The organism is Nonomuraea sp. NPDC050691 (genome assembly GCF_040654455.1).
GTDB lineage: Bacteria > Actinomycetota > Actinomycetes > Streptosporangiales > Streptosporangiaceae > Nonomuraea.
This window is the reverse complement of the sequence record NZ_JBFAIA010000033.1, coordinates 1-26,975: the sequence shown is the minus strand read 5'-3', so window position 1 is coordinate 26,975 and position 26,975 is coordinate 1. Positions and strand designations below refer to the sequence as shown.

At 69.9% G+C, this 26,975-nt stretch carries 30 protein-coding genes and 3 pseudogenes; 15 read left to right on the top strand and 18 right to left on the bottom strand.

The features are described from left to right. Positions 1 to 75 precede the first annotated feature (75 nt). From AB0H81_RS15815 to AB0H81_RS15790, 6 genes are all read left to right on the top strand, one after another. Positions 76 to 837 carry a TSUP family transporter gene (locus tag AB0H81_RS15815; RefSeq protein WP_358374670.1) on the top strand — a complete coding sequence of 254 codons (762 nt, stop codon included), beginning with the start codon at positions 76 to 78 and terminating at the stop codon, positions 835 to 837. Positions 838 to 885: 48 nt separating this feature from the next. Continuing rightward, complete coding sequence (locus tag AB0H81_RS15810) at positions 886 to 1,902, top strand: YafY family protein (RefSeq protein WP_358374667.1); 1,017 nt, start codon at positions 886 to 888, stop codon at positions 1,900 to 1,902. Continuing rightward, positions 1,899 to 2,111, top strand: coding sequence for a hypothetical protein (locus tag AB0H81_RS15805; protein WP_358374664.1), 213 nt, complete (start codon positions 1,899 to 1,901; stop codon positions 2,109 to 2,111). Before AB0H81_RS15810 ends, AB0H81_RS15805 begins: the two co-directional genes overlap by 4 nt. A gap of 46 nt (positions 2,112 to 2,157) precedes the next feature. Further along, on the top strand, positions 2,158 to 2,769 hold the full coding sequence (locus AB0H81_RS15800; protein ID WP_358374662.1) for a helix-turn-helix domain-containing protein: 612 nt from the start codon (positions 2,158 to 2,160) through the stop codon (positions 2,767 to 2,769). 111 nt (positions 2,770 to 2,880) lie between these two features. Next, positions 2,881 to 3,720: a prephenate dehydratase gene (locus AB0H81_RS15795; protein WP_358374659.1), complete on the top strand. Its 840-nt coding sequence runs from the start codon at positions 2,881 to 2,883 to the stop codon at positions 3,718 to 3,720. A gap of 509 nt (positions 3,721 to 4,229) precedes the next feature. Beyond that, positions 4,230 to 4,760, top strand: a complete 531-nt coding sequence (locus AB0H81_RS15790; RefSeq protein WP_358374656.1) for a hypothetical protein — start codon at positions 4,230 to 4,232, stop codon at positions 4,758 to 4,760. Positions 4,761 to 5,021: 261 nt separating this feature from the next. Here AB0H81_RS15790 and AB0H81_RS15785 read toward each other — a convergent pair. Both AB0H81_RS15785 and AB0H81_RS15780 read right to left on the bottom strand, forming a co-directional pair. Next, positions 5,022 to 5,521 (bottom strand): annotated as a pseudogene (locus AB0H81_RS15785) (response regulator transcription factor). Then, a complete protein-coding gene (locus AB0H81_RS15780; RefSeq protein WP_358374655.1) occupies positions 5,518 to 6,660 on the bottom strand; it encodes a histidine kinase in 1,143 nt (380 codons plus the stop codon). Before AB0H81_RS15780 ends, AB0H81_RS15785 begins: the two are co-directional and overlap by 4 nt. 288 nt (positions 6,661 to 6,948) lie before the next feature. On the opposite strand from AB0H81_RS15780, the gene AB0H81_RS15775 reads away from it, so the two are divergent. Continuing rightward, on the top strand, positions 6,949 to 7,275 hold the full coding sequence (locus AB0H81_RS15775) for a DUF4158 domain-containing protein (RefSeq protein WP_358374653.1): 327 nt from the start codon (positions 6,949 to 6,951) through the stop codon (positions 7,273 to 7,275). Between the two features lie 33 nt (positions 7,276 to 7,308). On the opposite strand, the pseudogene AB0H81_RS15770 reads toward AB0H81_RS15775, so the two are convergent. Together AB0H81_RS15770 and AB0H81_RS15765 are read right to left on the bottom strand one after the other, a co-directional pair. Next, a pseudogene (locus AB0H81_RS15770) lies at positions 7,309 to 8,306 on the bottom strand (alpha-amylase family glycosyl hydrolase). Between the two features lie 197 nt (positions 8,307 to 8,503). Beyond that, positions 8,504 to 9,274, bottom strand: coding sequence for an SDR family oxidoreductase (locus AB0H81_RS15765; protein ID WP_358374651.1), 771 nt, complete (start codon positions 9,272 to 9,274; stop codon positions 8,504 to 8,506). Between the two features lie 232 nt (positions 9,275 to 9,506). Here AB0H81_RS15765 and AB0H81_RS15760 point away from each other — a divergent pair, with 232 nt between their 5' ends. Together AB0H81_RS15760 and AB0H81_RS15755 are read left to right on the top strand one after the other, a co-directional pair. Then, the gene (locus tag AB0H81_RS15760; RefSeq protein WP_358374648.1) at positions 9,507 to 10,505 is read left to right on the top strand and encodes a LacI family DNA-binding transcriptional regulator; all 999 of its coding nucleotides are present in this window, start codon (positions 9,507 to 9,509) and stop codon (positions 10,503 to 10,505) included. A gap of 358 nt (positions 10,506 to 10,863) precedes the next feature. Then, a complete protein-coding gene (locus AB0H81_RS15755; RefSeq protein WP_358374645.1) occupies positions 10,864 to 11,352 on the top strand; it encodes a GNAT family N-acetyltransferase in 489 nt (162 codons plus the stop codon). Between the two features lie 102 nt (positions 11,353 to 11,454). Here the strand turns inward: AB0H81_RS15755 and AB0H81_RS15750 are convergent. Next, positions 11,455 to 12,219, bottom strand: a pseudogene (locus tag AB0H81_RS15750) (transposase family protein). A 114-nt stretch (positions 12,220 to 12,333) separates the two neighbouring features. After that, positions 12,334 to 13,122, bottom strand: coding sequence for an NAD(P)-binding domain-containing protein (locus AB0H81_RS15745; protein WP_358374642.1), 789 nt, complete (start codon positions 13,120 to 13,122; stop codon positions 12,334 to 12,336). A 48-nt stretch (positions 13,123 to 13,170) separates the two neighbouring features. Between AB0H81_RS15745 and AB0H81_RS15740 the strand changes: the two genes are divergently transcribed. Further along, entirely contained in the window at positions 13,171 to 13,527 is a 357-nt protein-coding gene (locus AB0H81_RS15740; RefSeq protein WP_358374639.1) for a hypothetical protein, read from the top strand. 134 nt (positions 13,528 to 13,661) lie between these two features. Here AB0H81_RS15740 and AB0H81_RS15735 read toward each other — a convergent pair whose 3' ends face one another. From AB0H81_RS15735 to AB0H81_RS15700, 8 genes are all read right to left on the bottom strand, one after another. Beyond that, positions 13,662 to 14,534, bottom strand: a complete 873-nt coding sequence (locus AB0H81_RS15735; RefSeq protein WP_358374636.1) for an LLM class F420-dependent oxidoreductase — start codon at positions 14,532 to 14,534, stop codon at positions 13,662 to 13,664. Between the two features lie 43 nt (positions 14,535 to 14,577). After that, positions 14,578 to 15,546: an MBL fold metallo-hydrolase gene (locus AB0H81_RS15730; RefSeq protein WP_358374634.1), complete on the bottom strand. Its 969-nt coding sequence runs from the start codon at positions 15,544 to 15,546 to the stop codon at positions 14,578 to 14,580. 11 nt (positions 15,547 to 15,557) lie between these two features. Beyond that, entirely contained in the window at positions 15,558 to 16,784 is a 1,227-nt protein-coding gene (locus AB0H81_RS15725; protein ID WP_358374631.1) for an MFS transporter, read from the bottom strand. A 52-nt stretch (positions 16,785 to 16,836) separates the two neighbouring features. Next, positions 16,837 to 17,241, bottom strand: a complete 405-nt coding sequence (locus AB0H81_RS15720; protein WP_358374628.1) for a hypothetical protein — start codon at positions 17,239 to 17,241, stop codon at positions 16,837 to 16,839. A gap of 143 nt (positions 17,242 to 17,384) precedes the next feature. Beyond that, positions 17,385 to 17,675: a crosslink repair DNA glycosylase YcaQ family protein gene (locus AB0H81_RS15715; protein WP_358374772.1), complete on the bottom strand. Its 291-nt coding sequence runs from the start codon at positions 17,673 to 17,675 to the stop codon at positions 17,385 to 17,387. Between the two features lie 75 nt (positions 17,676 to 17,750). Next, positions 17,751 to 18,377, bottom strand: coding sequence for an NADPH-dependent F420 reductase (locus tag AB0H81_RS15710; protein WP_358374626.1), 627 nt, complete (start codon positions 18,375 to 18,377; stop codon positions 17,751 to 17,753). 10 nt (positions 18,378 to 18,387) lie between these two features. Next, positions 18,388 to 19,347, bottom strand: a complete 960-nt coding sequence (locus AB0H81_RS15705; protein ID WP_358374623.1) for a Gfo/Idh/MocA family oxidoreductase — start codon at positions 19,345 to 19,347, stop codon at positions 18,388 to 18,390. 535 nt (positions 19,348 to 19,882) lie between these two features. Beyond that, the gene (locus AB0H81_RS15700; protein WP_358374621.1) at positions 19,883 to 21,022 is read right to left on the bottom strand and encodes an alpha/beta hydrolase; all 1,140 of its coding nucleotides are present in this window, start codon (positions 21,020 to 21,022) and stop codon (positions 19,883 to 19,885) included. Between the two features lie 228 nt (positions 21,023 to 21,250). Between AB0H81_RS15700 and AB0H81_RS15695 the strand changes: the two genes are divergently transcribed. From AB0H81_RS15695 to AB0H81_RS15680, 4 genes are all read left to right on the top strand, one after another. Beyond that, a complete protein-coding gene (locus AB0H81_RS15695) occupies positions 21,251 to 21,418 on the top strand; it encodes a hypothetical protein (RefSeq protein ID WP_358374619.1) in 168 nt (55 codons plus the stop codon). Between the two features lie 60 nt (positions 21,419 to 21,478). Further along, positions 21,479 to 21,742, top strand: coding sequence for a hypothetical protein (locus AB0H81_RS15690; RefSeq protein WP_358374616.1), 264 nt, complete (start codon positions 21,479 to 21,481; stop codon positions 21,740 to 21,742). Positions 21,743 to 21,875: 133 nt separating this feature from the next. Further along, on the top strand, positions 21,876 to 22,319 hold the full coding sequence (locus AB0H81_RS15685; protein ID WP_358374613.1) for a response regulator: 444 nt from the start codon (positions 21,876 to 21,878) through the stop codon (positions 22,317 to 22,319). Between the two features lie 260 nt (positions 22,320 to 22,579). Then, positions 22,580 to 23,386 (top strand): NAD-dependent epimerase/dehydratase family protein, encoded by an 807-nt coding sequence (locus AB0H81_RS15680; RefSeq protein ID WP_358374611.1) that lies wholly within the window; start codon positions 22,580 to 22,582, stop codon positions 23,384 to 23,386. A 734-nt stretch (positions 23,387 to 24,120) separates the two neighbouring features. Here the strand turns inward: AB0H81_RS15680 and AB0H81_RS15675 are convergent. Continuing rightward, positions 24,121 to 24,393 (bottom strand): hypothetical protein, encoded by a 273-nt coding sequence (locus tag AB0H81_RS15675; protein WP_358374608.1) that lies wholly within the window; start codon positions 24,391 to 24,393, stop codon positions 24,121 to 24,123. A gap of 191 nt (positions 24,394 to 24,584) precedes the next feature. Beyond that, positions 24,585 to 25,217 (bottom strand): AAA family ATPase, encoded by a 633-nt coding sequence (locus tag AB0H81_RS15670; protein WP_358374606.1) that lies wholly within the window; start codon positions 25,215 to 25,217, stop codon positions 24,585 to 24,587. Between the two features lie 4 nt (positions 25,218 to 25,221). Between AB0H81_RS15670 and AB0H81_RS15665 the strand changes: the two genes are divergently transcribed. Then, the gene (locus AB0H81_RS15665; protein WP_358374603.1) at positions 25,222 to 25,377 is read left to right on the top strand and encodes a hypothetical protein; all 156 of its coding nucleotides are present in this window, start codon (positions 25,222 to 25,224) and stop codon (positions 25,375 to 25,377) included. On the opposite strand, the gene AB0H81_RS15660 is transcribed toward AB0H81_RS15665, so the two are convergent. Together AB0H81_RS15660 and AB0H81_RS15655 are read right to left on the bottom strand one after the other, a co-directional pair. Then, positions 25,355 to 26,176: an alpha/beta hydrolase gene (locus tag AB0H81_RS15660; RefSeq protein ID WP_358374600.1), complete on the bottom strand. Its 822-nt coding sequence runs from the start codon at positions 26,174 to 26,176 to the stop codon at positions 25,355 to 25,357. The genes AB0H81_RS15665 and AB0H81_RS15660 overlap by 23 nt on opposite strands. Continuing rightward, a partial coding sequence (locus tag AB0H81_RS15655; protein ID WP_358374597.1) for a MarR family transcriptional regulator occupies positions 26,173 to 26,975 on the bottom strand: 803 nt, incomplete at its 5' end. The genes AB0H81_RS15660 and AB0H81_RS15655, both read right to left, overlap by 4 nt.

The following is a 26,975-nucleotide window of genomic DNA, read 5'->3' as shown; positions in this document are numbered from 1 at the left end:
GGCGAAAGCGGATGAAAGCCGACGTATACCCTCGTCTGGGTTGATCTGGGTTGAGTCGTCGGTCGGGGGCGTGGCGTGCCACTGGAACAGGTGCTGGTGTTGCTGGTGGCGGCGGCCGGCGCGGGATGGGTCGACGCCGTCGTGGGCGGCGGCGGGCTGCTCCAGCTCCCGGCGCTGATGGTGGCCGGCGTGCCGCCCGTCCAGGCCATGGCCACCAACAAGCTCTCCTCGGTGTTCGGTACCGCCTCCGCCGCCGTGGCCTACGCCCGTACCACCAAGTTCGACCGGCAGGTGGCGCTCCCCGGCGCCGGGCTCGCCGTGGTCAGCGCCGGTCTCGGCGCCTCGGCCGCGGCGGCGATCTCCGCGGAGGTGCTGCGGCCGGTCGTGATGGCCGTCCTGCTGAGCGTGGCCGCCTTCGTGACGTTACGGCCGGCGCTCGGCTCCATGCCGCAGCCCCACCTGCGGACCCGGAACCGGATCACGGCCGCCGTCGCCGTCGCGGGCGTCGGCATCGCCTTCTACGACGGCATCATGGGCCCCGGCACCGGGACGTTCCTCATCATCGCGTTCACCACGATCCTCGGCCTGGACTTCGTCTCCGCGTCGGCGTCCGCCAAGATCATCAACACCGGGACGAACCTGGGCGCGCTGTTCGTCTTCGCCTGGCAGGGCCACCTGCTGTGGGGCCTCGGGCTCGGCATGGCGCTGTGCAACATCGCCGGCGCGCAGGTCGGCGCCCGGATGGCGCTGCGGCGCGGGGCGGGGTTCGTGCGGATCGTGCTGCTGGTCGTCGTCGTGGCCATGGTGATCCGGCTCGGCTGGCAGCAGTTCGCCTGACGACTCCGGGGGACCGCGGGTGGCGCGGGCCGTCCCTAGACTGGCGGCATGCGCGCCAGCCGCCTCCTGTCCCTCCTCCTGCTCCTGCAGACGCGCGGGCGCATGACCGCCACCGAGCTGGCCGAGGAGCTGGAGGTGTCCATCCGCACCGTCTACCGCGACGTGGAGGCGCTGTCCGCCGCCGGCGTGCCCGTCTACGCCGACCGTGGCCCGGCCGGCGGCTACCAGCTCCTCGACGGCTACCGCACCCGCCTGAACGGCCTGACCGCCGAGGAGGCGTCCTCGCTGTTCCTCGCGGGCCTGCCCGGCCCGGCGGCCGAGCTGGGCCTGGGGGAGGTGGCGGCCACCGCCGAGCTGAAGCTGCTCGCCGCCCTCCCGCCCGAGCCGCGCTCGTACGCCTCACGGATGCGCGAGCGCTTCCTGCTCGACGTGCCCGGCTGGTACCGCGGCCCGGACGAGGCCCCTCACCTGAGCGCGGTGGCCGAGGCCGTGTGGGACCTTCGGCCGATCCGCATGACCTACCGGCGGTGGGGCAACGAGGAGGTCGAGCGGATGGTCCACCCGTACGGGCTGGTCCTCAAGGGCGGCTCCTGGTACCTGGTCGCCGCCCCGCCCGGCGGGACGCCGCGCACCTACCGCGTCTCGCGGATCCTGACGCTGGAGACGCTTCCCGGCCGGTTCGAGCGGCCCGAGGGCTTCGACCTGGCCGGGTTCTGGCACGCCTACGCCAAGGAGTTCCGCGAGCGCATGTACACCGCCGAGGCCGTCGTCCGGCTGGCCCCCGGCGCCGACAGCCTGTTCGCGTACACGATGGGCGGCGACGCCGTGGCCGCCGCGATGGAGGAGGGCGCCCCGGCCGACGCCGACGGGTGGCGCACCGTGACCGTCCCCGTCGAGTCGCTGCGGCACGCCCGCTGGCTGCTGCTGCGCATGGGCGCGCTCGTCGAGGTGGTGGGGCCGCCGGAGCTGCGCGAGCTGATGGCCGAGGCGGTCGCCGAGCTGGCCAAGATGTACGGGCTGACGGATACGGGTTTCCCGGCGGGTTCGTCTACGGTTGGGGCATGACGAACGACCTGGCTTCCCTCGTGCGGCAGGCGCAGGACGACGACCCGCTGCGGGCGCTGCAGGCCACCACGGCGCTGCGCCACGAGATCGAGCGCATGGAGGCGGTGCAGGTCCGCAGGGCGAGGGTGGCCGGGCTGCCCTGGGCGCAGATCGCCGACGCGATCGGCGTCAGCAAGCAGGCCGTCCACAAGAAGTACGGCCGCCGCTGACCGGGCGCAACCTGAGAGGCGCCTCACCTTCGTTAGGATCGGCTCCATGCGCAAGGACGCCGTGCACAACCGCGAGCGCCTCCTGCGGGCGGCCAGGTCGCTGTTCGCCGACCGGGGGCTCGACGTGCCGCTGGAGGAGATCGCCCGCACGGCCGGCGTCAGCATCGGCACCCTCTACAACCGCTTCCCCACCCGGCAGGCGCTGGTCGACGCGGTGTTCGAGGACCGGGTGACCGCGGTGGCCCGGCTGGCCGAGGAGGCGCTGGCCGCCGACGACGCCTGGGAGGGGCTCGTCGCGTTCCTGACCGGCGTGTGCGAACTGCAGGCCGCCGACCTCGGCTACAACGACGTCGCCGTCCGCGGCGCCGCGGGAGGTGACACCGCCGGCGGCTACCGCCTGATGCGGCGCATCGTCGATCGCGCCCACGCGTCAGGGCAACTGCGCGCGGACGTCACGCTGGAGGACATGGCGTTCGTCACCTGGGGCATCGCCGCGACCGTCCGGGCGACGTTCCGCGTCGCGCCCGGAGCCTGGCGCCGCCACCTCGCGCTGACGCTCGACGGCCTGCGGGCCTCCTCGGCCTCCGAGACCCGGCCGCTGCCCGCGCCGCCCCTGACGCCGGAGCAGACGGCGGCCCTCATGCCCGAGTGCGGCTGACCGGTACGGCCAGGAGGCGGGCTCGCCGCACTGGGGGTTGGCTGAATCGCCGATCCACCGCCGGCGGCCTCGTGGTGTGCACGGCCCCCGGCTGCATGGGAAACTGCTGGGGTGACCGCACGACGTGTCGCCTACCAGGGCGAGCCGGGCTCGAACTCCCACATGGTGTGCAAGCACCACTACCCCGACTGGCACACGGTGCCGTGCGCGTCCTTCGAGGAAGTGTTCGCGGTGGTGGAGAACGGCGAGGCCGAACTGGCGGTGATCCCGATCGACAACTCGATCGCCGGCCGGGTCGCCGACATCCACCACTTCCTGCCGACCTCGGACCTGTACATCATCGGCGAGCACTTCCTGCGCATCCAGTTCAACCTGATGGCGCCGCCGGGTGCGACTCTGGACACCATCAAGGCCGTGCACAGCCACGTGCATGCCCTGGGCCAGTGCCGCCGGGTCATCCGCAAGCACGACCTGGTGCCGGTGATCGCCGGTGACACTGCCGGCGCTGCGCGCGAGGTGGCCGAGGCGGACGACACGACCCAGGCGGCGATTGCGCCGCCGCTCGCGGCGGAGATCTACGGCCTGCACATCCTCGCCCGCGACGTCGAGGACGAGGAGCACAACACCACCCGGTTCGTGGTGCTCAGCCCGGAGTTCGTGCAGGCGCCGCGCGACGAGGGCCCGGTGGTCACCTCGTTCGTCTTCAACGTCCGCAACCTGCCGGCCGCGCTCTACAAGGCGCTCGGCGGGTTCGCGACCAACGGCATCAACATGACAAAGCTGGAGAGCTACATGCTCGGCGGCCACTTCGCGGCCACCCAGTTCCTCGCCGAAGTCGACGGGCACCCCGAGGACCCCGGCCTGAAGAGCGCGCTGGAGGAGTTGGCCTTCTTCACCACGGACGTGAAAATCCTCGGGGTCTATCCGGCCGACCCGTTCCGCGCCGACTGAGTCTCCAGAAGAGCGCCAGCGCCCCCTTCTGGACCACCGTCCATTCGGCGGCCTGGGCTTGTGCATGATCGTGAACTCGCCAGCCATGTCCCAGCCTCGTCGTGTCGGATTTCACAGTGGTTCAGGCCACCCGACTGCATCCGTCATGACCCGCGAAACCCTAGGGCGAGACGCATTTGATCGGGAAGTCACGGCAAGCCGCTCGACGCCGCTCTGCTGGCGCAACTTCTCGTTCGGATGCTCATGCTCCGGCACCAGCACGATCATGAAGTGTGGGGTTAACCGGCGTTGCGCAAGCCGCCCCTTGTTCCTCCGCGGCCGACCCGGAAGGCTCGGCGTCGGGGGCGGCCGCCGTGCCGTCGATTCACGAGGGAGGATCGTGAAGGACATCGGATGGGGCATAGCGGCGGCCGGCGCCATGGCCAGGACGCGTCCATCGCCGATCCGGCACTCTATCTTGCGATCGTCCGCTTCACCGGAGCGGCAGGGTGGTCAGGGAAAGGCATCTCATGATTGAAGCCATCGCCAAGGTCCGTGGCCTGTCCACGGCATTGGTCGCGTGCTCGTACGGAGCAGCGGTGCTGACGCTGACATGGCTCACCCAGGACGGGCACGTCGGCGATGCGATGTACGGGGTGATGGCCATGATCCTCATGGCCTTCCCGCTGTCCCTGGCCGGCGGCTCCTTGTACGGGACGCTGCAGCAACTGATCTACCCGAAGAACCATGACGATCCAACCTATGGGGTGGACTACCCATACGCCTGGGACTACGTCCTCATGGCGTGGCCAGGGGTCGTCATGGCGATCGTGCTGGCGTCCCTGCTGGCATGGCGGCGCACTCGTACGGCGGGGCGCGTCATGGGATGGGTCCTGGCCGCGGCCGTCATCGTGACGGGAATGGGGACCATTTTTGACAGCTGGGGGCCACGCCGGCCTTATGGCTTGCCGTACCTCGTCTACGGACTGATCATGATCATCGGGTTGATCGCCGTGAATAGGAGGTCGGCTGTGGAGAAGGCCGTCACTACCGACGTCTAGTCTGCTCCTGCCCTCCCTTCCTCGGGCAGGGCATGCATGACAGCGAGTTCCCAAGACGACACGCTAAATGCATACAGCGACGGGTTTTGCGCTTGCCGGTGGCGATGATCAGGTCCTCGCGGATCTTCTCGACGGGTTCGCCGGCCGCGCGGCGCCGCAGTACGGTGTGGATCATATCGTCGGTGATCACGGTGGGACGCCGACGACACAGACCGCCGACACGGCGGGAGCCGCCTGCACCGTGGGGGTGTGTCCTGGCGGTCATCCAAGGTCAGCGTCGTGGACGAGAATGGCCGCCTGCACCCGGTTGGCCAAGCCCAGCTTGGTCAGCACCCGGCTGACATGCGCCTTCACCGTCGCCTCTGTCAGCCTGAGCTCCCGCCCGATCTCGGCGTTCGATAGGCCGCGTGCCACAGCCCTGATCACGTCTTCCTCCCTGGCGGTCAGCGCCGCAAGCCGCTTACGAGCGGACTCGGCGTGAGAGGGGGCCTTGCCGACGAATGAGCTGATCAGCCGTTTAGTGATGGTGGGAGAGAACATGGCCTGGCCCGCTGCGACCGTGCGGACAGCGGCGGCTAGATCTCGCGGCGGGGTGTCCTTGAGCAGGAAGCCGACAGCGCCCCGCCGGAGCGCCTCGTGGATGTACTCGTCCAGGTCGAGCCTGCCTCGCCGACGATCACCCTCTCGCCCGCCGCTTCCAGGATCATCCGCAACCCTGATCTGACCAGTGCCTCGTCATCGACGATCAGCACGCGGATCATACGGTGGGAATCTCGGCCCGCACCTGGAAGCCGCCCTCATACCGCGGTCCGGCCTCCAACCTGCCGCCGACCAGCTCGACGCGTTCTCGCAGCCCGACTAGGCCCCAGCCGGAGCCGGGCAGGTCGCCGTCCGTCGCCGTGGGGGGCTGGTTGCGGATGAGGACCTCCAGTTCGATGGGCCAGTATCGGACATACACGTCGGTCTCGGCGTTGCCCGCGTGCTTGTGCACGTTGGTCAGCGCCTCCTGGACCACCCGGTAGGCGGTGCGCTCCGCAGTGGGCGAAAGCGGGCGGGCCTCACCCTCATCGTGGCGGTTGACCACGATGCCCAGGGCCCGGGACTGGTCGAGCAGCCGGTCAAGGTCTGCCAGCGTGGGCTGCGGGCCGCGTTCCGGATCCGGCGAGCGCAGCACACCGAGCACCTCTCGAAGGTTCGTCAGAGCCTCCCTGCCCATGCAGCTGATCAGCGCGGCAGCCTCCGCCGTACGAGCATCGGGAGCGTTGACCTCTAGCGCGCCAGCGTGCAGGACCATCAAGGACACCCGGTGGGCGACCACGTCGTGCATCTCCCGCGCGATGCGTGCCCGCTCCTGGTCGCATGCCTGGTCGGCACGGAGCACCTGTTCGCGCAGCAGCTGTTCGGCTTGATCGCGCATTGCGTCGAGCACCTGGCGCCTGGCGCGGACCCACAGCCCGGCCACCAGAGGCAGCCCGAGCATCGCGCCACCCATGAGCAGCACGTTCGCGAGAGTGCCCGCGACCAGGGCGCGGTATCCCCCGCTTCGGTACGAGATAAGCCCACCGAGCGCGTAGAGCACGACCGTACCGCCGGCGTAGAGCCACAGGTCGCGGCGGCGACGAAGCTGCGTACCCGCGTAGTACGAGGCCACGGCGGCGGCGGGCCACATCACCAGCCAGGTGTGGGCTACGGCACCCACCACGACGAGTGGCCACAGCCGACGCCTGGCGAAGATCGCGGCGAACCCGCAGCAGGCCGCCACGGCTGTGAGCACCGGCATGGGCAGCGCGGATTTCACGCCCATCGAACCGGCCGTCGATGCCATGGACAGCAGGAATACCGTCACTCCAAGCGTCCAGGGCATGATCCGCTCGGCGATCCTCGATGCCTGGTCAATCATGGCCAGAGGTTACAAGCCGCGACGAGATCGGCATCCCCTACGAAAGTTGCGGGTGCAATGCGACTTTCGCCGGGGACGGTTCAGCGGGGCCGCGCGGCACGGTTGAGCGCATGAAGAAGACCGTGGCCGCGAGTGTCGGCCTTCGAGGCGTCGCTGTAGTCTCGGGGAAATTTCCAACGATTTGCCTGACCTGCACTGACGCGGGCCTGTTCCGGTTGTTGATCACTTCCGCTACGGTTCGTACGGTTCTGGCCGGTGGCGGTGTGGGGGTGGTCGACGTCGACCCGGATGTTCTCCGAAGACCAGCTGGAACGGTTGCGGTCCTACCCCGACATCGGCCGCGACGATCTGATCCGGTACTTCACCCTGACACCCGCCGGCGTAGCCTTCATCGACCCCGGCCACGGGCGGGGCCCGGCTGACCGATTAGGCCTTGCCGTCCAGCTCGCCACCTTGCCCTGGTTGGGGTTCGTGCCCGCAGCCGATGTAGAGGGAGTCGATGAATCCCGGGGGGTGACGTGCGCAACCGCGCCGTCGGCTGGCGGGACGGGTTCTAGCCACCTAACCGGCACTTCCCAGAACCCCCGATTGGCTGCATACCCGCTCACACCGTGAAACGGAGTACCGACACCCCGCAGAGATTCACGTTCAGCGCGCACGAAGCCAGATCGCCGTGTCGGGCGGCAGCTGGTGACCGTCCAGCGGTCGACTGGCGAGGAGTACCTCATCATGACTGGGCAACGACACGGGCTGAGCGGCCAAGTTCACCAGACAGGTGAATCCCGCACCACGGTCGAACGCGATCACCCCGTCGGGTGCCTCCAGCCACTGCAAGAGTCCGTCTCCGAGGACGGAGCAGGCACGCCGAAGTCGTGGCGCCGCCCGGTACAGCTCGAGCATCGAGTCGGGATCTCCTGCCTGGGCCTCGACGCTGAGGCCGCGCCACTGTGGTGGCTGCGGCAGCCAGGGCTTGGCGACGCCGAAACCCAGCGCGGGCGTGGTGTCGGACCACGGCAGCGGGACGCGGCAACCGTCCCGGCCGCGGTCTCGGTGGCCCGACCGTTCCCAGATCGGGTCTTGCAGGGCGTCGGTGGGGAGATCGTCCACCTCAGGCAGCCCCAACTCGGGGTTGGTCCAGTTGAGGTCGGGCTGCTCGGGCGCGAACAGGTGGAGGTACCACTCCGCCGATGTGTCCTTGCTGTCAGGGAGGCGGGTCCAGGCGGACCGCCGAACACCGAGTGCCAGTCGTTCGGTGGGAGCGCCCCATCGGGGCCGTGGCCCGGGCGGAACCAATATCGTGCGCGCTCGAAGGATCCGGGGCCTGCGGTGCGGGCGTCGGCGAACCACCGGTGATGGTCGGAGGTGTGATGGGGAACGATGTCGACGATGAGTCGCAGGCCGTGCTCGTGGGCTTCCTCGATCAGGCGTTCCGCTTCGTTGAGCGTGCCGAACTCCGGAGCGATCGCGCGGAAGTCGGCCACGTCGTAGCCGCCGTCGGCCATCGGGGAGCGATACCACGGCGTGATCCAGAGCGCGTCGACACCGAGGTCGGCGAGATAGGGCAGTCGCGACCGGATGCCGGCGATGTCGCCGATGCCGCCATTGCCGTCGGCGAAGCTGCGGATGTAGATCTGGTAGACGTGCAGAACCCTTCACCGGCATCGCCGCAGGCCATACGCATCATACTGGCGGTGTCTCTCAGCGCCCGCCACAACCACAGATCGCCACCGGTGAGGAGAAACAGCCGGTCGACGCCGTTGGCTTGCAAGGCCCTGGCGACCGCGTACGCCACAGGACAGCGGTCCGATTCCGCAACGCCAGATTGACTCATCGGCATGACCTCCTATGCCTCGGGATCGTGTGCGAGCACTGACCGCCCGCCGTCGACAGGCACGGTCGCGCCAGTGATGAAGCCGGCGCAGTCGGAAAGCAGGTAGGCGATCGCGGCCGCGATCTCCCGGGACTGCGCCACTCGGCCCAGCGGGTGAATCAGCGCCATCTCCCGCTCGACGCGGGCGGCGGCCGCGGGCCCCTGGGAGCCGAGGAACTCCGCGTAGCGCTCGGTGGCCACCGAGCCCGGCGCCACGGCGTTGACACGGATGCCGTGCGGTCCGTACTCCACCGCGAGCGCCCGGGTCATCCCCTCGATGGCGGCCTTGGCCGTCGCGTACGGCAGGCAGCCGGGGACCGCCTGGCGTGCCTGGTGTGAGGAGAGGTTGACAATCGCCCCCGGCGTTCGCGCCGCGAGAAAGCGGCGGATCGCGGTGGCGCACCCGACGACAGCGGCGTCGAGGTTGGCGGCGATGAGATCCAGCACGTGTCCGGTCGTGGCGGAGTGGAGGGAGGCGTCCTCGAACACCGCGGCGTTGTTGACCCAGCCGGCCAGGGGCCCCGCGGCCTGCGCGAGATCGGCGGCGCGCGCCGCCACGGTCTCGTCGGCGGCGTCGCCGGTCACACCGATCAGACGTGCGCGGGCGGGATGGCCGGCCATCCACGCCAGCTCCGCAAGGTCGCGCTCGACGGCGACGACGGTGTCGGCATCGCCGAGGAGGTGCTCGACCACCGCCTTACCGATGCCACGGCCCCCTCCCGTCACCACATACGAACGGTTCATGCTCCTCTTCCCTCCGTCATGCGCTCCCGGCCGTCGAAACGCGCCATGCGGCATCACGCGAGCCGGTGCCCTCTCCCGCCCGGACGCCGGCCGTACGGCGGCTTCCGCCCCATGAGACGGGATCAGCGCCGCGCTGTCAATTGTTTCGATCGAAGCACTTCGATAAGGCTCAAGAGCCCTTGATACGATTCCTGCCGACGACAAGGCCGCGCTTTCCGGCAAGGGGTGCTACATGGCGGCACGGGCCACCATCTACGACGTCGCCACCGCGGCGGGCGTCAGCATCTCCACCGTGTCACTGGCCCTCAACTCCCCTACTCGGGTCAGCCAGGCGACCAGGCGCAGGGTGCTAGAGGCCGCGGACGCGCTCGGCTTCGTCCCCAAGCAGGACGCGGTCGCCAAGGCGCGGCGCGGCGTGGGGCGCATCGGCGTCATCGCGCCGTTCACCTCGTATCCCTCGATTGCCCGGCGCCTGAACGGCATCCTGCGAGCCGTTGGTGACCGGCCCTTGGAAGTCGTCCTGTTCGACCAGGAATCGGCCGCGCAAAGCTCCTCGCCGTTGCTGGCCAGCCTGCCCATCACCGGGCGGCTGGACGGGCTCATCATCGTCAGCCTCTCCCTGGAAGAGGCGGTGGCCGACCGCCTGGGCGGCATGCGGCTGCCAACGGTGCTGATAGACGTCCGCCATCCCCGCTTCGACTCCGTGCACACCGACGACACCGCCGGTGGCCGGCTCGCCGCCGAGCATCTAATCAGCCGAGGCCACCACGAATTCGGCTTCCTCGGCGAGGCGCAAAAGTCCGGAGCCTACCTCTCGCCATCACAACAGCGGCTTGCCGGCTATCGGGCGGCCTTGGCCGAAGCCGGCCGCACGCTCACCGACGGTAATGTGCGGCTGACCGGACACGGGCTCGCCCCCGCCTGCACCGCCGCCAAGCAACTGCTGTCGAGACCGGACCGCCCTTCCGCTGTCTTCGCCGCCAACGACACCCTCGCGGCGGGAGCCCTGCGGGCAGCACATGACCTTGGCCTCGCCGTACCCGGCGACCTGGCGGTGATCGGCTTCGACGACAGCGAACTGGCCGAGGCCCTTGACCTCACCACCGTGCGCCAGCCCCTGGAGGAGTCCGGCCATACCGCGATGGAACTGCTCATGCAACGCCTTGACCAGCCCAGGACAGCCCGCGAAGTGGCGCTGCGGCTGCAGTTGATCCCACGTGGCACAAGCTGACCCCGCAGTTGAGAACAAGCATCTCCCGCAGACATTCTCATCGTCATCAGGGCATCGAGGTTGCGAGGCGTACGACGGCCGCCACCCAGATCAGAAGCTCGAAGGCGTAGTGGCTGTGCACATTGATGTGCTCGCGCATGAAGGGGACGCGGCAGGTCTGGTCGACATGGCTGGTCCGATCCTGGGTCAGCGCCGGAATCCCGCCACGAACTGCGGATCTGCCAGGACATCACCTCCACGATGAGCTCGGGCAGATCCACCCGAGACAACATCGCCTAACCACGTTCCGTCACCGCTCGAAGTGGGCTACAGCCGAAAACCCCAACCCTGTACAGGTCCGGGCCCGTACCTTTGGCTGGTGAAGGAAACCCTGACGTATGTGGAAATGACCGCCCTTGATCAGCTCAAGCCGACCGCTCCCGTGCCAGGCCTGGTTCTAGAGCCCTTGGATCGGGACTCGCCACTGGTCGTGGACATCCAGGCCAGGATCGGCGCTTCCTACGGCTGGAGGAGCGCGAGCCGGACCGAGGAGGAATGGCAGGTCTGGTTCGCCGAGGCGCCGGACCGGACGTTCTGGCTGCTGTCCTTCGAGGGAGAACCGGCGGGCATGGCCTCTTACGATCTTCATCCGGGGGGTGAGGTGGAGATCGAGACCTTCGGACTCCTGCCGGAGTTCGTCGGCAAGGGTCTGGGAGGATTCGCATTGACGCTCGCAATCCAGCGGGCGTGGGAGTTGGCTCCCTCGGTGAAGAGGGTTTGGTTGCACACATCGACGTTGGACCATCCGCATGCTCTTCCCAACTATCACCGTCGAGGTTTCGCTACCTTCAAGACCGAGGAACGCTGATCGACGCCGAGCTGTACTCGCCCAGGTCCTGGACCGACGATCTAAAGGCTGTTGCAGAAGGTCGCGAGTGGGCAGGTCAGGGCGGGTCTGCGGCTGTCGTGGTCATGCTGACAGGGCGAGGTTGTGTATGTGGGCGACGGCCTGGACGGCGTGGTGGAGACTGTGCCCTTCTGTCGGCAGTCGCGAAGGATCTTGTAGTTCTTCATGCGGGCGAAGACGTGCTCGACGCGGGCGCGGATGCGTCGGTGTTCTGCGTTGTCTTCTTCCTGTGCCCGCAGCAAGGACCTGCCTGCTCGTCGGCGGTGTGGCACGATCAGGCCGGTATTGAAGTAGGCGCCGTCGGCCATCACGCTGACGCCGTCGCAGTGGGCTGCCAGCCCTGAAGCCCGCCAGGCAATGAGCGTCGGCCTTGTTCCCCGCTACCGGTTGGCCGGTCGCCACGACCAGGTGCGTGTCGGCATCGATGATGACCTGCACGTTCGCGGAGAAGCGGTAGTTGCGGCTGGAGGCGCCGAGGACGCGGTCGCGTACGGGGATGAGGGTGCCATCCACGATCCACAGCCGGTCAGTGGCCTCGGCCAGTCGAGGCGCGGGCTCCAAAGCGAGGGCCAAGACGTTGAATGATGTGGCAGACGGTGGCCGGGGAGATTCCGAATAATGGCGCGAGCTGCCGCATGGTGAGGTTGGTGCGTAATAGACGGCCACCAGTAGCACCCGATCGGCCAAGGGCAGGCACCATGGCCGGCCACCATCGGGACCGTTGCCGCCCCGCTCACGCACCACCTTCACCAGCCGTTCGAACCGGCCCATCCCCAGGCCGGTGAAGGTCTCCACCCACAAAGGATCAGCTCGTAACAGCCCGCCCATATACGAGAAATGCCCGCCCCGCCCTCTTCTGCAACAGCCTTACGTGTATGGGTCGGGTGTTACGCGCCGATCCGTTATGGGTGGAGACCTTCACTGGGCTGCGGATGAGCCGGTTCAACCGGCTGTTGCGTGTGAGTGCGGGAGCGAGGCGGTGAGGGCTCCGGCAGGGGGCGCGGACGAGGGCGTCCGTGGTGTCTTGCGCTGCCGGATCGTTGCGCGGCTGGGGCCGCTGCTCGCGCTGGAGCCGGTGACGCGCCCCGCCCAGGTGGCGGAGCGGCTGTGGATCGTGGACGGCACCGCGCATGAGAAGAGCGACAGCACGGCATCGAGGATGGGGCGGTCGGCTTCGCCGTTCATGCGCCGGGCGTAGGACAGGTCCTTGGCAGCCCATTCGGCCGAGAAGTTGATCGGCTCCGGCGGGGTGCGAAGGCTGCTCCACGCCATCTGGCTGATGATGCCACCGGGCCGCTCGACCAGGGCCTGACCGACCTGGTCCAGGTCGAGCCCGGCCGCTTCCGCCATGCGGATCGCCTCTCCGAAGGCCGCCATGTGCGCGGCTGCAGCGCGTTGAGCACCAGCTTGAACCGGGTCCCGGCGCCGGCCGGGCCTAAGTGCCGGACCTGCCCAGAGATCGCCGGCAGCACGCCGTCGAAGCGCGGCTAGCCGGTCCGGGTCGCCGCCGACGAGCATGACCAGGTTCCCTGTCCTGGCTCCCTCGGCTCCTCCGGTGAGCGGCATGTCGAAAAAGCTCAGCCCGCGTTCGGCGCACCGGGCGGCGAGTTCGGCCGCCCAGTCCACCGACAGCGGCGCCGCGGAGATGAGCACGGTATCGGGGCGTGCGCCCGCCAAGATGCCATCGGTTCCGAGCCACACCTGGCGGGAAGAGGTGTCGTCGGCGGTCACCTCAAAGACCACCTCGGCTGTGGCGGCTGCCTGCGCGGGGCTGGCCGCTTGCGGAAACTCGGGGAGGAGGTGGCCGCCGCCACCGTGGCCCACCTGCGCGCTGCAGCGGGGACCGATCCCGACGCGCCCGATGTGACGTCGGTGATCGGCGAACTCATCGTGAAGAGCGCGGAGTTCACCAGGATGTGGGAACGCTACGACGTCCGATCGCGTACCAACGGGCGCAAGCGCTTCAACCACCCGTCGGTGGGTCGGATGACGTTGAGCTACGAGGTGCTGGAGGTGGCCCACAGCGACGGACACCGACTCGTCGTCTACCAGGCCGAGCCTGACACCCCCGACCACGACGCGATGCTGCTGCTCCGGCTCACCGGTACCCCGCAGACCGTCGAGGAATCTGCCTAGACGGTCACTGGTACCGCCGCGTACGGAGGTGGATGCGGAGCCGAGCGGGCACCGGCGACGCGGGGCGCGGTTCGACCGAACCTCCGTATGTGGCGAGGGACCGGCTGTCGTGAGAGGTGACGTTCCGCGGGGTCTTACGTACCGACGTGCCGCTGGTAGGTCTTGGCGGTCTCCTCCAGCAGGGCCACGTGCTCGCGCAATGTCAGGCCCAAGCCGTGGGTCTCCACCGTGACATGGGTCGCGCCCAGCGCGCGCCAGGCCTGGAGGTAGGAGAGCTGGCTGTCCATCGACCCGTCGGAAAGGCTCACCTTGACCTCGATGCCGACGTCTCGCCTATCCCGGCCGACTTCCTGCGCGGCCTGATGGATGTGCCGCAGCATCTCCTTGGCCTGAAGGCCGGGTTTGACCAGGGGCAGCCAACCGTCACCTTGCCGGCCGACTCTGCGCAGTGTCGCCTCGGAGTGGCCGCCGAGCCATACGGGGATGTGGCCGCGTGCCGGCCGGGGATTGATACCGGTGTCGTGGATAGTGTGCCAGCGGCCTTCGAAGGTGACTTCCGGGTCGGCCCAGAGCGCGCGCAGCACGGTGATCTGTTCCTCGGCGCGTTTGCCTCGGGTGGTGAAGTCCTGGCCGAGTGCCTGGTATTCGACGTCGTTCCAGCCGACGCCGATACCCAGGCGTAGCCGACCGTTGCTGAGCACGTCGATCTCGGCGGCCTGTTTGGCGACCAAGGCGGTCTGCCGCTGCGGCAGGATGAGGACGCCGGTGACGAGTTCCGTGGAGGTGGTCACGGCGGCCAGGTAACCGAACAGGACGAAAACCTCGTGGAAGGCGTCGGCGCTGGTGTATCCGCGCCAGCCTGGCCGGTTGCGTGTGCCCGCGCCCAGGACATGGTCGAAGGCCATGATGTGGTGGTAGCCCAGGTCCTCCACCGCGGTGGCCCACATCTTGATCGCCTCCGGGTCGGCACCTATCTCGTTGTGCGGGAAAATCGCACCCAGTCGCATGGTCGTCAATCTCCTGGAAGGTGCCGGTCAGGTCGGTTGGAGGTCAGCGGCAGATGCGGGGAAGCTCGGCCGGGTCGGTGGAGGTGATCTCCGCGGCCACCGCCTTGATGTTCTCCTCCATCAGCGTCGGCAGGGACGCGACCCGCGGGTGGCGGGGGTAGGCGCGCGCCATCGCGCCGGTGATGGCGCGGCGCTCGACGCCGGTGACGCGGCGGCCCGCCGGGGAGCCGGCCCGTATGGCGCGCTTGACCAGGTTGCGGAAGTCCTTGATGTAGTTTTGCTGCCGGGCGATCAGGTCACGGGCGGAACCTGGGGCTCCGTGGCCGGGGTAGGCCGTTCCTGCCGCGAGGGAGGATCTGCGCAGCCGGTCGAGCTGGGCAAGCCAGCCGCAGCTCTGGCCTTCGATGAGAGCAGGGGTCACCCGGTTGCTCAGCAGGTCACCAGGAAACAACGATCGGCTGTGCGACTCGTAGTACACGGTGGCCGCGTCGGATTCGGCGGCGGGGAACTCGGCGGTGCGCAGCCTCAGCCCGGCGATCGTCAACGTGGCGCCCGCCCGGAAGACCTTGGTGGGGTTGGTAAGCCGCTTGGGGAAGTCGGACCCGGGCAGGGATCGCGTCAGGGCGTAGAGTCCACGTTTGTCCTGGCGCATAGCCTTGGCGCTGGCCTTGGAGGCGTAGATCGGCGCTCGGGGGAAGGCTCGGTGGAAGACGCCCGCTCCTCCGACGTGGTCGGGGTGGACGTGGGTCAGCACGATGGCCGCCACCGGCTGACCGGCCTCTCGGATGCGGGCAACGGCCATGCGGGCATCGGCGGGCGAGCGCAGGGTGTCGACCAGGATCAAGCCTTGCGGTGCCTGCACCCAGTAGGTGTTCACCGAGCCGGGGTTGGGCGAGGCGAAGCGATCGACGTAGAGGTCCGCCTTCACCAGTGTCGTGGGTGGTTCCAGCGCCGCTGCCGGGCGTTCTGCGGCAACTGACCCGGCGGCGAGCACAGCCACCAAAGTCGCCATGGCTGTCTTTGTCATTTCTTCGAGCCTTCCGAGATCGCCGGTTCAGGCTGGCCGGGTAGCTGTCCGCTCGCGCTCCAGCGTCCGGTCAGCCAGGTCAGCGGCAGGCAGGCCAGGCACATCAGCACTCCGACGACGACGACCGCGGACAGGCCGCTGCCGGTCAGGGTCCAGCCGCCGAGCAGCGCTCCGACCGCGATGCCGGCGTTGACGGCCGAGGCGGGCAGGCTGGCGGCCAGGTCGCGGGCCGGGCCGGCCAGCGTCGCCACCCGGTACTGCAGCGCGGGCACCAGCCCGAACCCGACCAGGCCCCACACCAGCAGCGCCACGGCGGCCAGGGCCGGGACGGCCCCGGCCAGATACAGCAGGCCCAGCGCCAGCACCAGCACGACGTTGGCCGCCAGCAGCGTCCGGGGGGCGTCGCGGTCGGCCGCCCAGCCGCCGGCGAACGTGCCGATCGCCGTGGCCACGCCGTAGGCCAGAAGGAAGCCGCTCACCTGCGCGCCGGAGATGCCGGTGACCTGCAGCAGGAAGGGGGTGATGTAGGTGAAGACGGTGAACTGCCCGCCCAGCAACAGCACGCCGACCGCCAGCATGACCAGCACGCGGGGCGCGAACGCGGACCGGGCCTGCGCGCGCAGCCCGGGCGCGTCCGCGGGGGCGGCGACGGCCGGCATCAGAAGGAGCAGGCCCGCCAGGACGACGGCGCCCACGACGACGATCGCGACGAACGCGCCGCGCCAGCCGAGCGTCCGGCCCACCAGCGTGCCGATCGGAACGCCCATGGCGGTGGAGACGGCGATCCCGCCGAGGACGACCGAGATGCCCTGGCCCATGCGGTGGGCGGGCACGACGGCGCCGACCGCGGCGAAGGCCGCCCCGACGAACGCGCCATGCAGGGCGCCGGCCGCCGCCCGGGCCACGAGCAGCAGCCCGAAACCGGTGGTGACGACCATCGCCAGGGTGGCCAGGAGGAAAGCCAGCATGCAGGCCCACAGCAGGGTCCGGCGGGGCAGGCGGATGGTGGCCACGGTCAGCGCGGGTCCGCCGAGGCACAGGCCCAGGGCGTAGGCGGTGACCAGGGTGCCGGCGGTGCCGACGCTGACGCCGGTGTCGCCGGCGATGAGGTCGAGGACGCCGACGATCACCAGTTCGGTGCTGCCGAGGACGAACGTGGCCAGGAAGAGCACGAGCAGGGCCAGGTTGGCCCGGGTCCTGCTGAGAGCAGGTGAGAGGTGCACGATCAATCTCCGGTTCAGATCGTTGGGGACGGTCCGGCGATGCCGGTGGGGGTCAGGCGGCCTGGATGAGACCGACCGCAAGGGCGATGAGCGCGGCGGCCAACAGCAGGGCGCCGATGCGGGTGAGCGCCGTGCCTGGCGAGCGGCGGCCCTCCTTGCCGATGCCCAGGTGGAGGAAGAAGCCGCCTGACTGAGCCAGCACCCCGGCCAGCAGGACCCCGCCGCAGGCCCACTCCAGGCCGTCGCCGAACCCGGCGCGCGGCAGGTACAACAGGTAGACGAGGGAAAGGACCAGCAGCACGCCGGCGTGGGCATGACCGGCGCGGAAGAAGCGCTCTCGCAGGCGGCCCAGCCGGTCGCGGTCGGTGGTGACGAAGCGCAGCAGCGCGTGCCCGCCGAACTCGACGGTCACGATCGACAGGAGTGCGATGACTGGCAGGATCTCGGTCGGCTCCATCAGTGTTTCCCGGTCCTCGTAAGGGCCGCCTGAGGTGCGGTGTTGTCGGAACGTCTCATCAAGTCTCCTTGCATGGAAAAGAAGGGCGGCTTGCCGGCGTGGTCGTAGGAGGGCGGGCGGGGGACAGAGCGGTGGTGACGCCGTCAGCCGCGGGTGATGTTGCCGGCTCCCACGAACGGCAGCAGGCGCTCGGCCTCCTCGGTCACCGCCCTCATGTCGGCCGCCCGCAACGGCCGGAACGGGACGAGGCGCAGCGTGCCGTACTGGAGAGACCAGATACCGGCGACGAACCCGCCCACGAGGAAGGTCGGCAGCACCCTGGCCGCGCCGGCCATCACCCGTGCGCGGTCGGCATCACTGATCACGCCGGTCCGGTCGGCGTGGCCGAGCAGCAGGCTGTCGAAGGCGGGCAGGAACCGTACGGGAACGTCTATCTAGTCAAGCGTCCCAACGTCGAATGGTGCGTCGACAAGCGGAACGGGGCGGATCGCGGTGGCAGCTCCAGGGCGCTACGACGGGATGCCGAGCGCCGCGCGCAACCGTTCGGCGGTCATCGGCCGGTTGAAGATCGGTGATTCCGGCTGCTGGAGAGGTCCGCCCTCGGCGAGGGAGCCGGTGTCGACCGGGTCGAACCCGGTCGCGTCGATGAGCCCGGCAACGGTCGCCTTGGCGTCAATGTGATCACCGGCCAGCGGCAGGGCGAACCGGCCAGGCGTCCCGGCAGGCCGGCCCTCCTCGCGCAGGTACCGGTAGTTCAGCGTGTTGAACGTCTTGACCACCTTCGCCTTCGGCACGAACGCCGCCAGCACCTCGCTGGACGTGCTCCCCTCCGTCGCCGAGCTGCGACGGCCGGGGAAGTAGTTCGTGGTGTCGACCAGTACGCGTCCCTGCCACCCCGAGCGCGGCAGGGACCGGTACCGGGCGAACGGGATAGCCACGAACACGACGTCGCCGAACTCCACCGCCTCGGCCGGACTGCCGGCGCGGGCGAGCGGGCCGAGCGCCTCGACCTGCGCGCGCAGCGTTTCCGGCGCCCGGCTGTTGCTCAGCAGGACCGTGTATCCGGCCGCGGTCAGCAAAGTGGCCACGGTGCCGCCGATCTGGCCTGCGCCGATGACTCCGACGTGCAATGACATCCGTGATCTCCTAGGTGTGTGAACGGGGTAGCTGATGGCGGGCCTGTTCCAGCAGGCGCATCATGGCCAGGCTGTCGTCAAGCGGCATGATCGGACTCTCCGTCCGTCCTTCGGCCAGGGCGCTCTGCACCTCCAGGACCTCGGCGACGTAGCCGTCCACGGGACCCAGCACGTATTGCTCGGCTGGAGCCGAAGGACCGCTGAGGATGATCGTCCTGGGCGCCCAGAACGGCGGGAGGATGTCGGCTCGCAGATCGGTGCCGATCACGTTCGCGCTGTTGGGCAGCCGGCGGAGCAGGGAGACCTCCGCCTCGGCGCGGACCCACCCGGGGAAGGTCAGCGACATCTTCGCCTCGGCGTCCACCTCGCCCTTCAGCGAGCCGGTGACCCGTAGGCCGGTGGGCGGCCCGAGCAGCAGGTGCGCCAGCCCGAGCGGGTAGCCGCCCAGCTCCAGCAGCGCCCCGCCCCCGGTCTCCTGCTGCCACAGCCGGTGGCCCGGGTCGTACGGGGCGGCCACGCCCAGCGAGGCACGCACCTCGCGTATCTCGCCGAACCGCTCCTCGGCGGCGATCCGCCGGATGAGCGGGTTGAAGCGCATCCACATGGCCTCCATGAGGAAGACCCCGGCGTCGCGGGCCAGGGCGACCATGCGTTCGGCCTGGGCGAGGGTCGCCGTCAGGGGCTTCTCGCACAGCACCGCCTTGCCGTGGGCGATGGCCGTCTCGACCACTTCCAGGTGCTGGGCGTGCGGCGTGGTCACGTACACCACGTCCACGGCCGGGTCGGCGCACACCTCGGCGTAGGAGCCGTAGGAGCGTTCCGCGCCGAGGAACGACGCCAGCGCCGCCGCCCGGCCGAGGTCGCGGGCGCCGACGGCGCTCACCCGCATCCCCGGCTGCGACGCGATCACCGCCCCCAGCGTCCTGGCCATGGCGCCGGCCGCCGCTATGCCCCATCCGATGTCCTTCACGATCCTCCCTCGTGGATCGACGGCACGGCGGCCGCCCCTGACGCCGAGCCTTCCGGGTCGGCCGCGGGGGAACAAGGGCGGCTTGCGCAACGCCGGTTGACCCCACGCTTCATGATCGTGTTGGTGCCGGGGCATGAGCATCCGAACGAGAAGTTGCGCCAGCAGAGCGGCGTCGAGCGGCTTGCCGTGACTTCCCGTTCAAATGCGTCTCGCCCAAGGGTTTCGCAGGTCATGACGGATGCAGTCGGGTGGCCTGAACCACTGTGACACGGGCGGCGAACACGCGGTGTGCCTTGCGCTCGGTCGGGGCGGCATCGGTGAGGGCAGCGCTCTGCTCCAGCGCGGCACGATGGAGCGCCAGCAGTCCTGCCCCCAAGAGGGCGGCCTTGCCGAGCGAGGTCGGCGAAGTCCTTGGCTCTAGGCGTCATCGATTTCCGACACCGGTAAGAGCACCGGCCGGCCTGGAGTTCGGTCCGCTTCGTGCCGCTCAGGTAATGATCTCTGAGCGGCACGAAGCCGTAGCCTTGATGCTGGCCTACCACATCTTCACCTCAGGAAACCTCGGCGACGGTCCGTCCAGCAGAGGCTGGCGCTGGCCCTTGAGGTGCAGGTCGAGGAAGGCGGTGACGTACGCGCGGGTGATCTTGATGGAGCGCTCACCATCAATCGGAGCCTTGGGCAGCCCGAGCTGCGGCTGAAGCACCGCGTAGTCTGTGAAGCTCGTGTGCTCGGCCCCGTTCACGGTCAGCCACCGCTTCCAGTCCCCGGTCACGTGCGGCCAGAACGCGTCCCACGAGCCGTCCTTGCCACCGGATTTCGGCTGGTGCCTGGGATTGCCGATCATCATGAAGGGCTTGTCCAGCGGCTTGGCCGGTGTGCTGGGGTAGTAGGTGCCGTCGAGATTGACCGCGGCCTTGATCCGCGTGGAGAGGGGCAGGAGCTGGGCGGCGCTTTGCCCGCCGACCGAGTGTCCCACCATCGCGATCCTCTTCTCGTCGATCAACCGGTTCCAGCGCTTGCTCCGGGCCAGTTGGTCGAGGACGAACTCGGTGTCCGCGGCCCTGACCTGGGCCGCCTTCGCGCCCGTCTCGGGTGTCTGACCGGCCTTTCCGGCCTCGAAGGTGACGGTGCGGCCGCCGGGGAAGGTGGTTGCCACCGACTCGTAGGTGTGCTCGATCCCCGCCACCAGATAGCCGCGGCTGGCGAACTCCTCGGCCAGCGACGTCATCGTCGCCCGAGGCAGCGACATGCCGGGGGACAGGACGACCAGCGGCCAACCGCCCTTGCGCTTCAACGCGGCAACATCGGCGCCGGCGTGCGTCGTGGTCTTGGCGAGCGTGTCCGCCGGCAGGTCCTTGAGCTGCGGCACGCCTCTGATGATCAATTCGGACTCCTGCGGGGTGACGTACGGCGCAATCCTGCCTCCGGCCTTGCGCGCCGGGTACCAGATCGAGACCATCAGCTCGCGTGCGTTCCGGCCGGCAACCCAGGGATCAGGGCGGCTGGTGTCGATCAGGTGCAGGTCCGTTTTGCCGACCCGGTGGTCGCCGGTCGGTGCCGGCAGGGCGGTCACGGACGGGGCGGTCACGGACACGGCGGCCTGGGCCGGAACCGTGCTCAGGGCGGCCAATACTGTGGAGAGCGCGAGAATACTCGGGGACAGGGTGTTCCTCATGCGCTCAACCCTGCCGTGCGGCTCCGCCATACCATCCCCTACGAAAGTCACACGGCACCCGCAACTTTCGTAGGGGTATGTCCGTCTTGTTGGGCTGGCGGCCTCTCCTCATGATCGACCGGGCCTCGGTGATCGCCGACCGGCTCACGCCCTCGGCCCTCGGCGTGGCGGTGTTCGTGCTGTTCCTGGCGGCGACGGCCGGCTCGATGGGTAACGTCGGAGGTGCCCGTGCCGGTGTTCACGGTCGTGGCGGCGGGTGCGGCGCTCGTGTTCCACCGCAGCGAGGGCTACCGGACGCTGATCGCGGGCGCGGTCGTCAACGTCGTCCTCTTGGGCGGCGCCATGCTGGGCTGCCGCTGGTCGTCGGTCTGGGGGTGCGCGCCAGGCGGCAGGTAGTCGACGCGATGCGCGCGCAGTCCGAGTAACTGCTGCGCGAGCAGGTGCTCCGCGCCCTCCATGCCTGCGACCAAGAGCGGGCCCGCTTCGCGCGGGAGATGCACGACGTGGTCGCTCGACCGGTCGCGGGTCCTCGGTATCGCGGTCAACCGCCACGACGAGGGCGAGAGACCCACACTGCCGCCCACCACCGAACGCACCGCCTACCGGGTGGTCCAGGAGACGCTCACCAACGTGTACAAGCACGCGGGTGGCGCCGAGACCGAGGTCCACATCCGGTACGGCACAGCCGAACTGAACTTCTCCTCAACCGGCCTTGGCTGACCGGCGCCGTCCCGCCCGGTTCCGGGTGTGGCCTGGTCGGACTGCGTGAACGCGTAAAAGTCGTCAGCGGCAGGCGGGAGGCCGGGCCGCGGGCGGCGGGCGAACTCCAGGTGCTGGCAGGGATCCCCACGGCATGATCCGGGTACTGATCCTCGATGAGGAGGCCCTGGTCAGGTCCGAGCTGGGGATGATCCTCGAAGCGGCGGGCGACATCGCGGTCGTCGGCGAGGCGAGCGACGGTGAAGCGGCCGTGAGCGCGGTGACCCGGCTCATGCCGCACTTCGTGCTCCTGGACGTGCCGATGCCCGGCGCCGACGGCCTGACCGCCGCCGCCCGCGTGCTCGCCGCTCCCGGCTCACCTACGTTGTGTCTGGTCCCGGCCATGGCATCGCCCTGGTGTAACCGTGATGGCGAGCTGCCACTGAAGGGCGTTGTCGACGCGCCGCGCCTTCGGATCTTGCGCCGGTACTACCAGGCGTCCACGCGATGTCCCACCGGCATCGTCAGGTCCGGTGTGCGATCACGGTGGGGATCGTTTCGGCAGCCTCAACAGGACGAGCTGGCGGATCGCCACTGAACGTCCTGGGCTGGGCGCCCACACCCAGGCAGAAAACAAGGACGCCATGGCCGGAAATACGTCGAGCCGTTCTTCTGTTTCCTCGCGCACGGACTCCGGCCGAGTTGGACACCTGCCACACCACGCAGGGAGTGACCGCCCGCGCCAGCGGTCCGCCGTCACCACCAGCACCTCGCATTCCCCGCTGCCGTCATCAGCAGCAGGGCCGTTATCGAACGCATCGCCGAGAACGGCGGTAAGTGCAGTAGCAAGGAGTTGGCATGAACGTTCTGATCGTCGGTGCTGCCGGGTACATCGGCGGCGCCATTGCCACCGCCGCTCAGCGTGCGGGCCACGAGGTCGCCGGTCTGCGTCACCCTGGCGGCCACACTTTGCCGGAAGGCGTGAAGGCCGTGGACGGCGACCTGACTGACGCGGCTTCGCTGACGATCGCCGCCAAGGGCTTCGACCGGGTGGTCCACGTCGGGCCGCCGCTCGGCGAGGAGACCGACTTGGCAGGCGTGGATGCCCTGACAGCGTCCGGTGTCCCGGTCATCTACACGACCGGCGCGGCCGTCCTGGGCAGCGAGCCGTCGGACGAGGACACCGACCCCGACCCGCACCCGCTGATCCGCTGGCGGGCAGAGGCCGAGCGACGCGTCCTCGCTGCGGGCGGCCAAGTGGTCAGACCCGGCATGGTGTACGGCAACGGCGGCGGGCTCATCGCCGGCCTGCTGGCACCCAAGGCCGCCGAGCAAGGCGTCGGCGTCTACATCGGCGAGCCCGGCGTGCGCTGGCCGGTCGTGCACGCCGAGGATCTGGCCGACCTGTACGTCACCGTCCTCGACAGGACCGAGCCGGGGATCTGGCACGGCATGAGCGAGACCGTCCGCCTGGACGAACTCGCGGCGGCCCTCGGCGAAGGCCGTACCGCCTCCTGGCCCCTGGAGGAGGCGCGGGCCGAGATAGGCGGCATCGCCGATCTGTTCGTCCTGGACCAGCAGATCTCCTCCACGAAGACGAGGAATCACCTCGACTGGCACCCCGCCCACACCTCACTCCTCGACTGGCTGCGCACACAAAGCTGAACCGAACCTGCCCCCCCGGCCCAGCCAGGCCGCGGCTCCGCGACCCGGAACCGAACCAAACCCGAGCTGATCCGAACCGCGACCTGGAACCCCACGACCGGTCCTGCCTTCGGCCGAGCCGATCCTCCACCTATCCACGGGCTGGTCTGGACGAGCCGGGCCAGCCCAGGGCAATGGTCCGGGGCCCGGGATGACCACGAGGCCAGGCAGGCGCCGGCGAAGAACACGTATGTCGACCAACTGCAGTGCGCCGCGACCGGCACCGCCGGCGTCGCGCTGGTCGGCGACGACGCGGGCATCGGCAAGACGTGCCTGGCGACCGAACTGGTGGCCGAGGCGCGCGAGCGCGGCTTCCACGTGCTGCCCGGGCAGTGCGCCGAGCTCGGCGACGCCCACCCCCTACGCCTGCGGCCAGCCGGTCGATCTCGGTCTGGCGGCTCAGGTGGTGGCCGCCTGCCGCGCCGGATGCGCCTCCTGCCAGAAGACCCTGATCCCTCTCCTGGAGGCCGACCGGGCCACGGTCGCCGTCCTGGCCGGATCCGTGTTCACAATGTGGCCTCCCGACCTCCCGAATCTCCATGGGGTAGTCCGGACGTGGCAGCCGCTCGTTCGGGACGCCCGGCTCACCAAGGACGGCCGCCGGGCCCTCGCCGCGCGCAAGGCCATGAGCGACTCCGACGTCCACGAGCTCCTGGATGACGCGCTCGACCGCTGGGGCGCCGGCGGCGCCGAGGTCAACTTCCTCCCGCTCGCGGCGCATGAAGGTTCGGGACCACGGTCATGTCCCGCGGCCGCCATCCGCATCGGTCGCGCAGGTCGTCGGCCCCCGCGGTCGGTGTCTCAGGCTCCAGGAAGAGGACCGGCAGAGGCCCGTGGCTGGCTTGCATGAGGCCAAGGACGAGCGCGTAGATCGGCGGCCCGTCATTGTCGTGGTCGTCCTCGTTGTCGTTTGACACCTCTTGGCGGCTGCGCATGAACATCGCCGGCCGCGCGATCGAGGGGATCACCCACATGGACGTGGAGGGGTGGGACGACATCGAACCTGGCCGACCAGGTCCCCCCAGTCCTCCGGCAGCGACACGAGCTTCGGCGCCTGCCAGAGAGTGAGGCTGTGCTGCTGTGCGGCCCGGTTACATCCACGGGCTGCGCGAACCTCAGGTTGTCGCCGTTCTGCTGTCGGAAGTCCTCAAGTCCAACCTCACCAGCGACGTGTTCGACGCCCTGTGCGGAGTCGATCCGGATGCCGCTGCACGAGTACGCGCCCACCGCCACCGTGCGCAAGGACTCCCGGTAGTTGCGAGACGAGCCGCTGCTTGGTGGGGGCGAGGGTGCGGTTCAGCTCGGTAAGGGCGTTCAGATCGAAGCCGCTGGCCTTGAGCGGGATAACGATGTTCGGCGCGCCGACGAGCGCGGCCACCGACAACAGGCCGAGCGAGGGCCCGCAGTCGGTGATCTCGACATCGAACGGCTCTGAGGTGTTGTTGATAGCCCAGTCGATGACCTGCTCGACGCCGGGTGGCGGGGCGAGCTCCACCTGCTTGAGTGACGTGTACGACGGCACGACGTACAGGCCCGGTATGCGCGTCGGGTAGGTCACCTGGTCGGGCTGGGCGGTGTAGAAGCCGCCGACCTTGCGGGCCGCCTTCACCTCCTGGGCGAAGCGTCGCCGGAACTCCGCGTCGCCCGCCAGTTCCACCAGCCGGTACGGTCCCACCTCGGGCTCGTCGCCCGCCCGCAGCGCATGGATCACGGCGGTCACCGGCTCCGCTGCCCGGCCCCGGCCCCGGGCAGGGGCCGGCACGACCGGCAGAGCGCCGCCGGTCTCGCTCATCGAGATGCTCGTGATCGGGCCGGGCGCGGAGACCGTGCGCCGCTGGCTGGCCGGTGTGCCCGGCATCGACCTCGACGAGGCCGCCAGGCTGCTGCCCGAACGGGTCTGGCAGTCCGTCCGGGGGCCGGAGTCCTGGCTCACCGGTGGATCATGGCCGTGATGTCGGCGAACAGGCGGTCGTGGGCGGCGGCGGCCTCGGGCGAGGTCAGGTCCATGTTCTGGATGAAGCCGTGCTCCAGGCCGGCCTCCTGCCGGTGCCTCACCTGTGCTCCGGCCTCCGCCAGCCGGCGGGCGTAGGCGTCGCCCTCGTCGCGCAGCGCGTCGTGCTCGGCGGTCACGATCAGCGCGTCCGGCATGCCGGACAGGTCCGCGGCGAACAGCGGGCTGGCCTGCTCGCGGCCGGCGGGATCGGGCGTCCACAGCGCGACGGCCCAGTCGAGGAAGTCGGCGTCGAGCGCGTGACCGGAGCCCTTCTCGGCGACGCTGGGCTGCGAGAGCGTCAGGTCGGTGTTGGGGCAGACCAGGACCTGCAGGGCGGGCAGCGGCTCGCCCGCCTCCCGCAACCGCAGGCACGCCATGGTCGCCAGACAGCCGCCGGCGCTGTCCCCGGCCACGGCCGCGGGCCGCGCCCAGCGCAGCACCGCGGCCACGTCCTCGATGGCCGCCGGGAACGGGTGCTCGGGCGCGCGCCGGTAGTCCACGGCCAGCACCTCGACATCACAGGCGTCGGCGATGCGCCGGCAGGTGCGGTCGTGGGTCTCCAGGTCGCCGATGACGAAGGCGCCGCCGTGCGCGAACACGACCACGGGCCGCGCCCGCTCCGAGGGCCGGTAGTGGCGCAGCGGAAGCCCGTCCGGCCCGCGAAGATCCTCCACGCGGGCCAGCTCGGGCCCCCGGGGGCGGGTGGCGGCCCGCAGGCGCGTGCCTTCGCGCAGCGCCGTCACGTCGGGAACGGTCATGAGGCAGCCTCTCGTCTCGCCGGTGGCCGATCAAGGTCAGCGGGTGGGGGAGGGGCGGCCACGCCGCTGCGCAGAGCCTCGCGCTGGGCCGGGCTCAGGCGGTCCGGCCGCGTCGTGACGGTGTACGCGCCGGTCCCTGTGCGCTCCAGGGCGAGCGGGTCGGCGATGTCCGGGCGGCGCCCGATCGCGTCCAGGGCGTCGGCGGCGCGCCCGCGCGGCCAGTCCAGCGCCGCGGCCAGCACGTCCTCCTCGAGCGGCCGGCCGGCGTGCACCAGCGCGGCGAGCGCCGTCAGCGCGTCGAGCACGACGGACTCGCTGAGGCCGCCGCCGTCCATCTGGTCGCTGATCCAGGCGAAGAACCGGCCCATCCGGCCCAGCCGGATGGCGGCGGGCGTGCCGGCGCCGAAGACGTCGATGCCGCGCCGGGCGGCCTTCGCGAGCTCGGCGTGCGCCCCGATGTCGGCCCTCCAGGCCCGCCGCCAGACGTCGTCGCCGATGACGTAGCGCTCGCGCCGCCCGCCGGGGTCCGTTGCGCGCCGGACCAGCTCCATCGCCTCCAGGAAGGCGATGGCCTTGGACACCGACGCCGGGCTGACCCGGAGCCGGCGTACCAGCTCGGCCGCCGTCAGGCTCCCCGCCTCGGAGATGATCAGGCAGGTGAACACCCGGGAGGCCATCCGGGGCAGGCCCGTGCCCGCCAGCAGGGTCGCGAACTCGTCCACGAAGCCGCGCACCTCCTCCGACGACCGCCCGTCGATCGGCGGCTCCGCCGCCGTCGGCCCGCCGGCCGGTTGGCGCC

Bases quoted from the DNA above. Each gene is read 5' to 3' on its own strand.
- AB0H81_RS15810 (WP_358374667.1), top strand. From the start codon at position 886: ATGCGCGCCAGCCGCCTCCTGTCCCTCCTCCTGCTCCTGCAGACGCGC.
- AB0H81_RS15805 (WP_358374664.1), top strand. From the start codon at position 1,899: ATGACGAACGACCTGGCTTCCCTCGTGCGGCAGGCGCAGGACGACGAC.
- AB0H81_RS15800 (WP_358374662.1), top strand. From the start codon at position 2,158: ATGCGCAAGGACGCCGTGCACAACCGCGAGCGCCTCCTGCGGGCGGCC.
- AB0H81_RS15790 (WP_358374656.1), top strand. From the start codon at position 4,230: ATGATTGAAGCCATCGCCAAGGTCCGTGGCCTGTCCACGGCATTGGTC.
- AB0H81_RS15780 (WP_358374655.1), bottom strand. From the start codon at position 6,660: ATGATTGACCAGGCATCGAGGATCGCCGAGCGGATCATGCCCTGGACG.
- AB0H81_RS15775 (WP_358374653.1), top strand. From the start codon at position 6,949: ATGTTCTCCGAAGACCAGCTGGAACGGTTGCGGTCCTACCCCGACATC.
- AB0H81_RS15765 (WP_358374651.1), bottom strand. From the start codon at position 9,274: ATGAACCGTTCGTATGTGGTGACGGGAGGGGGCCGTGGCATCGGTAAG.
- AB0H81_RS15760 (WP_358374648.1), top strand. From the start codon at position 9,507: ATGGCGGCACGGGCCACCATCTACGACGTCGCCACCGCGGCGGGCGTC.
- AB0H81_RS15735 (WP_358374636.1), bottom strand. From the start codon at position 14,534: ATGCGACTGGGTGCGATTTTCCCGCACAACGAGATAGGTGCCGACCCG.
- AB0H81_RS15730 (WP_358374634.1), bottom strand. From the start codon at position 15,546: ATGGCGACTTTGGTGGCTGTGCTCGCCGCCGGGTCAGTTGCCGCAGAA.
- AB0H81_RS15720 (WP_358374628.1), bottom strand. From the start codon at position 17,241: ATGGAGCCGACCGAGATCCTGCCAGTCATCGCACTCCTGTCGATCGTG.
- AB0H81_RS15710 (WP_358374626.1), bottom strand. From the start codon at position 18,377: ATGTCATTGCACGTCGGAGTCATCGGCGCAGGCCAGATCGGCGGCACC.
- AB0H81_RS15700 (WP_358374621.1), bottom strand. From the start codon at position 21,022: ATGAGGAACACCCTGTCCCCGAGTATTCTCGCGCTCTCCACAGTATTG.
- AB0H81_RS15690 (WP_358374616.1), top strand. From the start codon at position 21,479: ATGCCTGCGACCAAGAGCGGGCCCGCTTCGCGCGGGAGATGCACGACG.
- AB0H81_RS15685 (WP_358374613.1), top strand. From the start codon at position 21,876: ATGATCCGGGTACTGATCCTCGATGAGGAGGCCCTGGTCAGGTCCGAG.
- AB0H81_RS15680 (WP_358374611.1), top strand. From the start codon at position 22,580: ATGAACGTTCTGATCGTCGGTGCTGCCGGGTACATCGGCGGCGCCATT.
- AB0H81_RS15670 (WP_358374606.1), bottom strand. From the start codon at position 25,217: ATGAGCGAGACCGGCGGCGCTCTGCCGGTCGTGCCGGCCCCTGCCCGG.
- AB0H81_RS15665 (WP_358374603.1), top strand. From the start codon at position 25,222: ATGCTCGTGATCGGGCCGGGCGCGGAGACCGTGCGCCGCTGGCTGGCC.
- AB0H81_RS15660 (WP_358374600.1), bottom strand. From the start codon at position 26,176: ATGACCGTTCCCGACGTGACGGCGCTGCGCGAAGGCACGCGCCTGCGG.